Here is a 9345-nt window from a genome sequence, read left to right as displayed (position 1 = left end):
GGGGTTGGGGGGTAAAACCCCCACCACACGCGGGTGGGGGGGCGGGGCGGGGGGGGCCGGGGGGGGCCCCGGGGGGGGGGGCGGGGGGGGGGGGGGGCCCGCCCCCCCCCCCACGGACCTATGGGGATCCGGGAGCGCCCGGTCAGCAGGTCTTGCGGACGTACCCGCTGCTGCCGGCGGGGGAGACGTCGACGTCACGCTGGACGATGCTCAGCGTGCTGCCCCACGACCGGCACGCCTTCGAACGGCCCGAGTCGGTGTACTCGATCACGATGACGTTGGCGCCGAAGGCGCTGGTGTAGTCGCCGCACTCGTTGTACGTGCCGCACTCCTCCGCCACCGCGAAGTCCAGACCGTTGGCGGTGCGGTTCGAGGCCAGCTCGGCGGTGTTCTTCTGGGCGATGGCCAGTCCGTCGGCGTGGGCGCGGGCGGACAGCAGCTTGATGAACGCCTGCGCGTTGTTCGCGGTCAGGCGGTTCCCCGAGCGCGTGTAGCTGTCGTAGTTGTCCGGTTCGACCGCCTGGAAGCCCTTCGTGTGGCAACTGTCGATCAGGGCCCCGATCTTGTCGGCGATCCGCTTGCGCTTGGCGTCGGTGCCGACGTCGAGGAGCGCCTCGCCCCAGTCCTCGTCGTAGACGACCTTGCCCGCGGAGTCGCGCAGCAGCAGGTCCGAGGCCCAGTCGCCCTCGGCGCCGAGCTGAGCCTGGAACGCGTTCACGTAGCAGATGTTGTACAGCCCGGCCGCCGACGAGGCGTCGTGGTCGCGGGTGACGACCTTGACGCCGGACGGCGGGGTGTAGGCGCCTCCGATCTGGTAGTCGAAGCCGACGTGGGTGGGGGGCAGGGTCACGGCCGCGGCCTGCGACGGGTTCGCCTGCGCGAGCAGCGCGCCCGCGAGGGCGGCGACGCCGACGGCTGTGCCGACGACCTTCCGGGGGGTGGTGTTCATCAGGTGGCTCATGTATCGAGCTCCATGGGAGGTGGGCACGTCCCCGCCTCGGACGCGTGGGGCGTCCTGGCGACTCGGGCCGGGCTCGCGGCGCGGGGCCTGCATACCGGCTGGGCGTACCTCTGGCGCGGAGCGGGGCTCCTGCGTAGTCCGGGAGTAAAGCGATCGCCGGAGCGGATGTCAACGAGCGCGTCGGGTCCCGTGGGGCGAGATGTGCGGGGCGTCAAATGCCGGACGGCGGAACGGAGTTGACGGTAACCGTGCCGAGCAGGGCGCGGTGGACCGCGGGGTCGAAGTCTCCGGCGAGCGGCGCTGCCACGGCGGCGGCCGACAGCGCCACGGCCGCCACGAGCCGCTCCGGCCAGGCATGTATGGCGGTCAGCCCGAGGGCGAGGGCGGCGACCGCCGCGTCCCCCGCGCCCGTGGGGTTGCCGGCGACGGGAGCGGGCGGCCGGGCCCGCCACACGCCGTCCGGGGTGTGGGCGAGCAACCCGTCGGGGCCGAGCGATACGACCACCGCCCGGGCGCCCGCGGCCGTCAGAGCGGCCGCGCCCACCGCCGGGTCGTCGTCACCGGTGACCGCGGCGAGTTCGTGGATGTTCGGCTTGACGATGTCGGGACCCTCGGCGAGCGCCGCCAGCAGGGCCTCGCCGTCCGCGTCCAGCAGGGCGGGCACGCCCGCGGCGCGGGCCAGGGCGACGAGCACGCCGTAGGCGTCCGCGGGTACGCCCGGCGGCAGGCTGCCGGAGAGGACGACGGCCCGTGCGCCGCCCAGCAGTTCGCGGTACCGGAGAGTGAACCGCGCCCACTCGGCGGAGGTCACCCGGGGTCCTGGCTCCAGCAGGATCGTGGTGTCGCGGTCGTCGACGACCGCGACGGTACGACGGCTTTCCCCGCCGATCGGGACGAGGTGGTCGGCGATGCCTGCGGCGGCGAGGTCGGCGCGCACTGCGGCGCCGGTCGGGCCCCCGGCGAGTCCGGTGACGGCGGTCCGCTCGCCGAGGGCGCACAGGACCCGGGCCACATTGACCCCCTTTCCGCCGGCCCGCTGGGTGACGGAGGAGACGCGGTTGCTCGCGTGAGGACGGAGCCGTTCGACGCGGTGGGTGATGTCGAGGGCGGCATTGAGGGTGACGGTGAGGATCACTGCTGCTCCTTGGATGGGTGGCCGGAATCGTAGTCAGAATGCTCGAAGTTGCTCGATAGAAGCATTGATAGAGCAGTTTCAAGCATCTATTGTCATGGGCGTCACGGCGGGACCCGGAGCCCGGTTCCGGTCCGACGACCTGCCCTGACGTCAGCCCACCGCCCGGGCCCGACCAACCCACGGCCCTCCGGCCGCCGCGCCGTCGCGGCGCCGAGCGGCTTCTTCCCTGCCGCGACGAAGACGAAGGGAACCCGTATGACCGACCAGCCGCCGCCCGAACTACGCCTGGGAGTGGTCGGCGTCGGCCAGCGCGCCGGACTGGCCACCCTCGCCGACCGGCCCGGAACGGCCCGGGTGGTCTCCTGCGCCGACCCGGCCGAGCGCGGACGCGCCGACGCCCGCACGCTGTTCGGCCCCGGAGTACGGCTCCACGAGCGCTACGAGGACATGCTCGCCGACGACCTCGACGCCGTCTTCGTCCTGACCCCCGACGACCTGCACACCGCGCCCGCGCTGTTCTTCCTCGAAGCGGGCGTCGCCGTGTTCGCCGAAAAACCGCTGGCCATCACCCTCGACGACTGCGACCGGGTGCTGGCCACCGCCGCCCGCACCCGCACCCGCCTCTACGTCGGCCACAACCTGCGGCATCTGCCGGTCCTGCGCACCATGCGCCGTCTCGTGACCGAGGGTGCCATCGGGACCGTACGAGCCGTGTGGTGCCGCCACTTCGTCGGCCACGGCGGCGACTACTACTTCAAGGACTGGCACGCCGAACGAGCCCGCACCACGGGCCTGTTGCTCCAGAAAGGCGCCCACGACCTGGACGCCATCCACTGGCTGGCCGGCGGCAGCGCCCGTACCGTCACCGCCCTGGGCGATCTAGCGGTCTACGGCGCCGACACGCACCGGCGCTCCGCACCTCAGGACTCGCGACGGGTACAGGACTGGTTCGACGAGGGTGTCTGGCCGCCGTCCCACCTGCGCGACCTCAACCCGGTCGTCGACGTCGAGGACATCAGCATGGTGCTGACCCGCCTCGACAACGGCGTCCTCACCAGCTACCAGCAGTGCCACTTCACCCCCGACTACTGGCGCAACTACACCGTCATCGGCGACGAGGGCCGCATCGAGAACCTCGGCGACGGCATCGAGGGAGACCCGCCGGTCGTCAAGGTCTGGAACCGGCGCCGCTCCGGCTACCGCCCCGAGGCCGACCGCACCCTCGGAGCCGAGAGCACGGACGCCGCGCACGGCGGCGCGGACCAGGCACTCGTCGATGAGTTCCTGCGCTTCGTCGCGCACGGCGCCGCCACCGACACCTCGCCCGTCGCCGCCCGGGAAGCGGTCGCCACGGGCATCGCGGCCACCGTCTCCCTGCGCTCGGGCGGCACCCCCGTCGAGGTGCCCGCCCTCGCCCCGGACCTCGCCGACTACTTCGCCCGCCACCAGCCCGGTTCACGCGGCCCGGCCGCCCGAACCCCCTGACCCCAGCCATCCACCCATGCCACCCCTGCCACCCAAGGGCGCCGAGGCGCGCCCTCGCGCACACCGAGGAGCACCAGCATGTCGTTCATAGGCGAGGAGATCGCCCGCCAGCCCCAGGCCTGGCTCAAGGCCGCGACCGCGGCGACCGGGTCCGCGGATCTGCTGCCCCGGCCGGGCGAGCGGGTCGCCGTCGTCGGCTGCGGCACCTCCTGGTTCATGGCCGAGGCCTACGCCGTCCTGCGCGAGGCCCGCGGCCTGGGCGAGACGGACCACTTCGCGGCCTCCGAGTTCCCGCACGAGCGCACCTACGACCGGCTGGTCGCGATCTCCCGTTCCGGCACCACCACCGAGATCCTCGAACTGCTCGACCGGCGGCGCGGCCGCTACCCCGCGCTCGCCCTGACCGCCGACACCTCCACACCGATCGTCGACGTCGCCGACCACGTCCTCGACCTGTCCTTCGCCGATGAGAAGTCCGTCGTACAGACCGTCTTCGCGACCACCGCACTCACCGCCCTGCGCGCAGGACTGGGCGAACCGGTGGAGCCGCTGGCGGAGGCCGCGCGCACGGCACTCGACGCGCCCCTGCCCGAGGACTGGGTGACCGCCGATCAGATCACCTTCCTCGGCCGCGGCTGGGCGCACGGCATCGCGCGCGAGGCATCCCTGAAGATGCGCGAGGCCACCCAGAGCTGGACGGAGTCCTACCCGTCCCTGGAGTACCGCCACGGCCCGATCGCGATCGCCGCGCCAGGCCGGCTGGTGTGGCACTTCGGCCCGGACGAGGCCGGGCTGCGAACGGACGTAGAGCCCACCGGCGCGCTGTTCGTGAACCATCCCGAGGATCCGCAGGCCGACTTGGTGCGCGTACAGCGGCTCGCGGAGGCCGCCGCCGTCCGCAAGGGACTGGACCCCGACCGCCCGCGCGCGCTGACGCGCTCCGTGATCCTGGACCGCCCCGCCTCCTGACCCGCGCAGAGGGCGTCACCGCGCGCCCGGCGAGAAAGGCGCAGGCCTGCTCGCACGCCGCCAAGTCACCGAACCACCCGGTGCACAAAGCTCCCGCGCGGCCCTCCGGGACCCCTCCTTCTGACCACCCCGAAAGGACGTCATGCTCTGCCGCAGCGCGGACCTGATCGCCGAAGCCCACGCGTCGGGTTCCGGGATAGCCGCCTTCAACGTCATCACCTTGGAGCACGTCCAGGCCGTCGCCGACGCCGCGCGGCGCACCGGCAGGCCGGCGATCATCCAGATCAGCCAGAACGCCGTACGCCACAACGGGGGCGACGTCATGCCCCTTGCCGCCGCCGCGACCGCCGCCGCCCGCGGTGGAGAGATGCGGCTCGCCCTGCACCTCGACCACGTCGAGGACATGGCCCTGTTGCACCGGACCGCCGAGTGCGGGGCCAGTTCGGTGATGTTCGACTCCTCCAGGCTGCCGGACGAGGAGAACATCGCCGCGACCCGCGAGGCGGCCCGTTGGGCACACAGCCAAGGCCTGTTTGTGGAAGCGGAGTTGGGCGAGATCGGCGGGAAAGGCTCGGCGCACACCCCAGGGGTGCGTACCGACCCCGCCGACGCGGCCCGCTTCGTCGCCGAGACCGGCGTCGACGCCCTGGCCGTCGCCGTGGGCAGCAGCCATGCGATGGTCTCCCGGACCGCCGCGCTCGACCTCCAACTGATCGAGCGGATCAGCGAAGAGGTGCCCGTGCCGCTGGTACTGCACGGCTCGTCGGGTGTGCCGCACACGGCGCTGCGGGCCGCCGTGAAACACGGCATGACGAAGATCAACATCGGGACACTGCTCAACGTCTCCTTCACCCGGGCCGTCCGGGCGACCCTGGCCCAGGACCCGGAGGTGGTCGATCCGCGCCGCTATCTGGGCCCGGCCCGGGATGCCATGACGGATGCGGTCTCCGACTGCCTCATGGCACTGACCACCTCTGACTCGCCCTGAAGACAAGGCCGTTCACAGTAGGAGAAGGCATGTACATGTACATGTACATCACGACTGGTCAACGCCGTGTGCCGTGGAACGGAGGGCACTGTTCGCGACGCTTGTCCGGTCAGTGAACCCCTCCCAGAATCTCCTTCGTGCGTCATCCGAAGACACGGGGGAGTGGTGACGATCGATCACGACGCGGTGATTCCGGCCCGTGCGCTGTTGCTGGGGTCCAGCCGACCGAGTCGGGCCGAACCGGCCGACGCGTACCGGGTTCTGACAGGGGTGAGCCCGAAGGCGTACATGCCGAAGGTGGTCGACGCCGTGCTCGCGCTGTACTACGAGAGCTGGGATCCTAAGGTGGACCTCGCACACGCCAAGGCGGCGTCCTGGGCTGCTCGCGAGGACGGAGGCCGGGGCGCCGAACCGGGCGGAGCAGTCGCGCAATGCCCTGAACGCCTACACTGCGCAGTTCGCCCTCAGGCGCAGAACGGAAGGGCGCGTTGCCTGCGAGGAGTTGGCCGAGGTCGGCGAAAGCGATCGCCTGGCGAGCGTCCTGGCTGACGAGGGGCGCTTCAGAGGGGCCGCCGAGCTGTTCTGGATGACCCCGTTCTTGGCGCTGAGCCCGTGCACCTAGGGCAAGTTGGTGACCCGGACGTGCAGGGAGGGAGCCGACGTGTCGGGTCGCGGTCGGTCCTGGAAGCTGCCGCTGACAGACCGTGTGCTGCTGGTCACCGCATACGGCAACCCAACCTGACGTTACGACAACTGGCGCCATTGTTCGGTGTGTCGAGGTCTGCGGCCAGTCGCATCATCGACCCCTGGGTCCGAAGCGCTCACTCACGTCACGCCAACGCTTCGTGAAGGACGCAGCGCTGATCATGGACGGCTCCCTTGTGCCGCCCCGCGACCGGGGCATTGCCGAACAGGCGGAGACCTCCCATGTCGCTGGCGCGTCGTGTCGAGCTGGTTGGCCGACCCGAGGTGAGCGTTGCTCCCGTGCCATTGACCGTCGGGTGAGGCGGTAGCGTCCTGGGCATGGTGAAGGGTCCTGATGTGTTGGTGGCGCTGAGGGGCGGGGTGACCGGCCGTTCGCATGCCTGGGACTTTGTGCGCTGGTTCAGCGCTGAGTGGACCGGCCGTCCTCTGCGGTCCGAGGATGGTTGTGCCGCGGACGAACTGACAGCCGCGGAGAGTGTTCTCGGCTTCGAACTCCCCGCAGCCCTGCGCGAGGGATACGCGCTGTTGGGCCGACGAGACGACTTGACCCGACAGCAGGACCCCTTGGTCCGGCCGGCCGGGCTCTATGTCGACGACGCCCTCGGCGGAGTCCTGGTTTTTGCCGGGAGAACCAGGACTGTGCGTCATGGGCAATTCCCCTCACCGAGATCGAGCAGGACGACCCTCCCGTGGTGGTGGAGTCGCACCAGGGTTGGATTCCGTTCCTCGATCGGATGTCGCTGGCGTGGGTCGAGTTGGTGCTGAGCGAATCACTCTTCGCGGTCGGCAGCATGTACGACGCCTGCGAGCTGCCAGACGCGCTGGTGCCCAGCCTCATGGCTCGCTACGCCCGCATCGACCTGCCTGAGCATCCGATGTGGGCGAGCGAAGAGGACTCGCCCGTGCGGTGGTATGCGGCTCCTGGCCGGTTGCTGCGCCGGGACGGCGTGCAGGATCACTGCTGGATTCATGCGCGCGGTCACACAGCCGCGTCTCTTGAGATGATCCGCGCAGACCTCCCCAGTTCGTGGGTTGGCTGACCCCCTTGACGCGGTCCCGGTTGTGCTGCGGATCGTCAGGCGACGGTGGTGACTGGGCTGACGAATGCATGATCGGGGTCGTAGAGCGTTCCGGCTTGCAGGCAGCGGTAGCGGTAGCCGAGCAGTTTGTTGATACCGCATGGTCCAGGCCGGACTTGGGGAATGTCCCGACCAGCAGCACCGCCCTGGCGTGCGCGACCACCCCACTGACACCGCCCTAGGCGCGGACACGCGGGTACAAGCCGATGCTCTTCCTCACCTGAGAGGTGCTGCCTTCCACGCGGCTGACTGGAGCCGAGACAAGTCCTAGCGTTGCAGTTCAGGAGCCGTTCTCGTTTTTTCAGCAAGCCTCGGACAGCTTGTGCGGAGAACAGTGGCCGGGGACCTGCCGGTCACGCGCGCAGCAAATTACGTTGCTGTGGGGGAGTGCATCGGGGGAACTGCCTCACGCCTGGGCGAGAGGTGCGACGGCGATGGTGGCACCGAGCGCGGCGCTCTGCAACGCCGTGATGCGCTGGATGACGAGCCCCACCAGCACGGCCGCCGCCAGCATGAGCGCCTCCGCCACGACGAGGAAGGCCATCGACCCTGGAGCCAGCCGGCCCCCCACCACGAGTACCAACGCGTGCGTGATGAAGGCGATCCACCACAGGTTCACCAACATCGTGTCTCGCTTCTGCTCCCATGACGCGGAGCCGGCCCGTCCGATAGCGAGGACGATCTGGCGCGGGACAAAGAAGTTGACCACCGGTATGAACCACGCGCCGATCGTCCAGCCCCGGCTCGGGAGCGGGGCCTCGGGAGACAGCTCCTGGGCGTTGTGCCGGGACCGGGCCAGCCACACGAGGAACAGCACGATCGCAGTATCAATCAGATAGAAGAAGACCATGGAGATGAAGCCCGACCTGTGCAGGGACGCATCCGTGTGGTGCAGGTACTCATCCCGGACTGCCGCCGCGCGGAACACGTCCGCCACGGCGGCGGCCGCTATCGCCGCCTGCGCGGAGCGGGCAAGGATCCAGGGAGCTTTGCGGGCGGTGCTCGTCATGGTCCTCGGCCTGTCTCGGAGGCGTGTGCGGCCGCAGCGGACGCTGCGGCGGAGTGATCATAGGGCCTACTCGCGGCGCGCGGACGACTTTCGGGCCCTCGGTCGTGGGGTGCACGACGGCAGATGACCGTAAGTGCACAGGAACCTGCTGCGGGCAGCACGCCGATGTCCGTAAGGCAGTCCCCGCCCAGGCGCCACCCCGCGAAACCATGCCACGGCCATCACTCTCGATGTGGACCCACGGGTACAAGGCGTGGAGCCGATATGCCCCTGGCGATCACCGTCGCTAAGTTCCCCATCTGGAGCGGTCAGCACGACGCAAGTGCCATGCTCGAACAGCACCCATGACTTGTCAGGATCGGCGAGAAGCCGTTGCCAGACGTCTACCAGTATTTCGGTGTCCATAGCAATCATCATGCCGAAGAGCACCGACGCACGGTGACGATTGACCGACACCTCTGGCGAATACCTGACTCCTGACCATGCGCGCCTACCAATCCCTGAACCCGCGGACCCGCGGGTTCAGGGAAACCGACGTCGGTTCGGTGGGAACACGCGGGTCAGTCCGTGTGTGTCAGCTGGGCGAAACCGTGGGTTCGGCGGGAACCCAAGGGTGGACTCTGACGTGGCGGGTTTCGGCAGTGACCTCGGCATCGTCTTGGTCCACGGTTCTGTCGCCGTATTCGAGGATGCTGGAACGCAAGCCCGGTGCGCTCCCCGGCGCGACCGCGCAGGAACAGGCCCGCTTGGCAGGCGAGTTCAGCCCCCGTCCACGACGTGTGCTGGGCGGCGGCCTGCAAGGCGCACGGCGGCCGCGACGGCACCCGGCCGTTGATCGAGGTCCTGCTGCTGGGGCCGGCGTCTTCCCCACGAGCACCTGGTGGCCGGGCTCGCCGCCGCGCTGCGGGCCGGGGCGCCGAGCTCGGTTGCCATCGCGCTGGCAGTTCGCAAGGCGGCCGAAGCTGACGACGCACCGGCCCCGCCGGCCGCGCCGGAGCCTGGCGAGGCCGCCGT

General features: G+C 70.3%; 7 protein-coding genes and 1 pseudogene. 5 read left to right on the top strand and 3 right to left on the bottom strand.

The features are described 5' to 3' along the window. Nucleotides 1-142: 142 nt before the first annotated feature. Nucleotides 143-961 (bottom strand): endo alpha-1,4 polygalactosaminidase, encoded by an 819-nt coding sequence (locus ACIRB1_RS34365; protein WP_403468168.1) that lies wholly within the window; start codon nt 959-961, stop codon nt 143-145. A gap of 211 nt (nt 962-1172) precedes the next feature. Beyond that, nucleotides 1173-2096, bottom strand: coding sequence for a 1-phosphofructokinase family hexose kinase (locus tag ACIRB1_RS34360; RefSeq protein ID WP_403468167.1), 924 nt, complete (start codon nt 2094-2096; stop codon nt 1173-1175). A gap of 255 nt (nt 2097-2351) precedes the next feature. Here ACIRB1_RS34360 and ACIRB1_RS34355 point away from each other — a divergent pair, with 255 nt between their 5' ends. The 5 genes and pseudogenes from ACIRB1_RS34355 (at nt 2352) to ACIRB1_RS34335 (ending at nt 7283) form a co-directional block, all read left to right on the top strand. Then, a complete protein-coding gene (locus tag ACIRB1_RS34355; protein ID WP_403468166.1) occupies nt 2352-3581 on the top strand; it encodes a Gfo/Idh/MocA family protein in 1230 nt (409 codons plus the stop codon). 78 nt (nt 3582-3659) lie between these two features. Further along, nucleotides 3660-4550, top strand: a complete 891-nt coding sequence (locus tag ACIRB1_RS34350) for a sugar isomerase (protein WP_352182916.1) — start codon at nt 3660-3662, stop codon at nt 4548-4550. Between the two features lie 142 nt (nt 4551-4692). Next, nucleotides 4693-5538 (top strand): class II fructose-bisphosphate aldolase, encoded by an 846-nt coding sequence (locus ACIRB1_RS34345; protein WP_352182917.1) that lies wholly within the window; start codon nt 4693-4695, stop codon nt 5536-5538. 529 nt (nt 5539-6067) lie between these two features. Then, a pseudogene (locus ACIRB1_RS34340) lies at nt 6068-6458 on the top strand (transposase family protein); the annotation flags it as partial. Between the two features lie 477 nt (nt 6459-6935). Continuing rightward, nucleotides 6936-7283 carry a hypothetical protein gene (locus ACIRB1_RS34335; protein ID WP_403468165.1) on the top strand — a complete coding sequence of 116 codons (348 nt, stop codon included), beginning with the start codon at nt 6936-6938 and terminating at the stop codon, nt 7281-7283. Nucleotides 7284-7728: 445 nt separating this feature from the next. Here the strand turns inward: ACIRB1_RS34335 and ACIRB1_RS34330 are convergent, their stop codons facing one another. After that, nucleotides 7729-8331 (bottom strand): DUF4328 domain-containing protein, encoded by a 603-nt coding sequence (locus tag ACIRB1_RS34330; protein ID WP_403468164.1) that lies wholly within the window; start codon nt 8329-8331, stop codon nt 7729-7731. Between the last annotated feature and the right edge of the window lie 1014 nt (nt 8332-9345).

Source organism: Streptomyces sp. NPDC096013 (genome assembly GCF_044763565.1).
Taxonomy (GTDB): domain Bacteria; phylum Actinomycetota; class Actinomycetes; order Streptomycetales; family Streptomycetaceae; genus Streptomyces.
The sequence above is the reverse complement of the archived record's forward strand: the minus strand, read 5'-3'. Positions and strand labels throughout refer to the sequence as shown.

Bases quoted from the DNA above. Each gene is read 5' to 3' on its own strand.
- ACIRB1_RS34365 (WP_403468168.1), bottom strand. From the start codon at position 961: ATGAGCCACCTGATGAACACCACCCCCCGGAAGGTCGTCGGCACAGCC.
- ACIRB1_RS34355 (WP_403468166.1), top strand. From the start codon at position 2,352: ATGACCGACCAGCCGCCGCCCGAACTACGCCTGGGAGTGGTCGGCGTC.
- ACIRB1_RS34350 (WP_352182916.1), top strand. From the start codon at position 3,660: ATGTCGTTCATAGGCGAGGAGATCGCCCGCCAGCCCCAGGCCTGGCTC.
- ACIRB1_RS34345 (WP_352182917.1), top strand. From the start codon at position 4,693: ATGCTCTGCCGCAGCGCGGACCTGATCGCCGAAGCCCACGCGTCGGGT.
- ACIRB1_RS34330 (WP_403468164.1), bottom strand. From the start codon at position 8,331: ATGACGAGCACCGCCCGCAAAGCTCCCTGGATCCTTGCCCGCTCCGCG.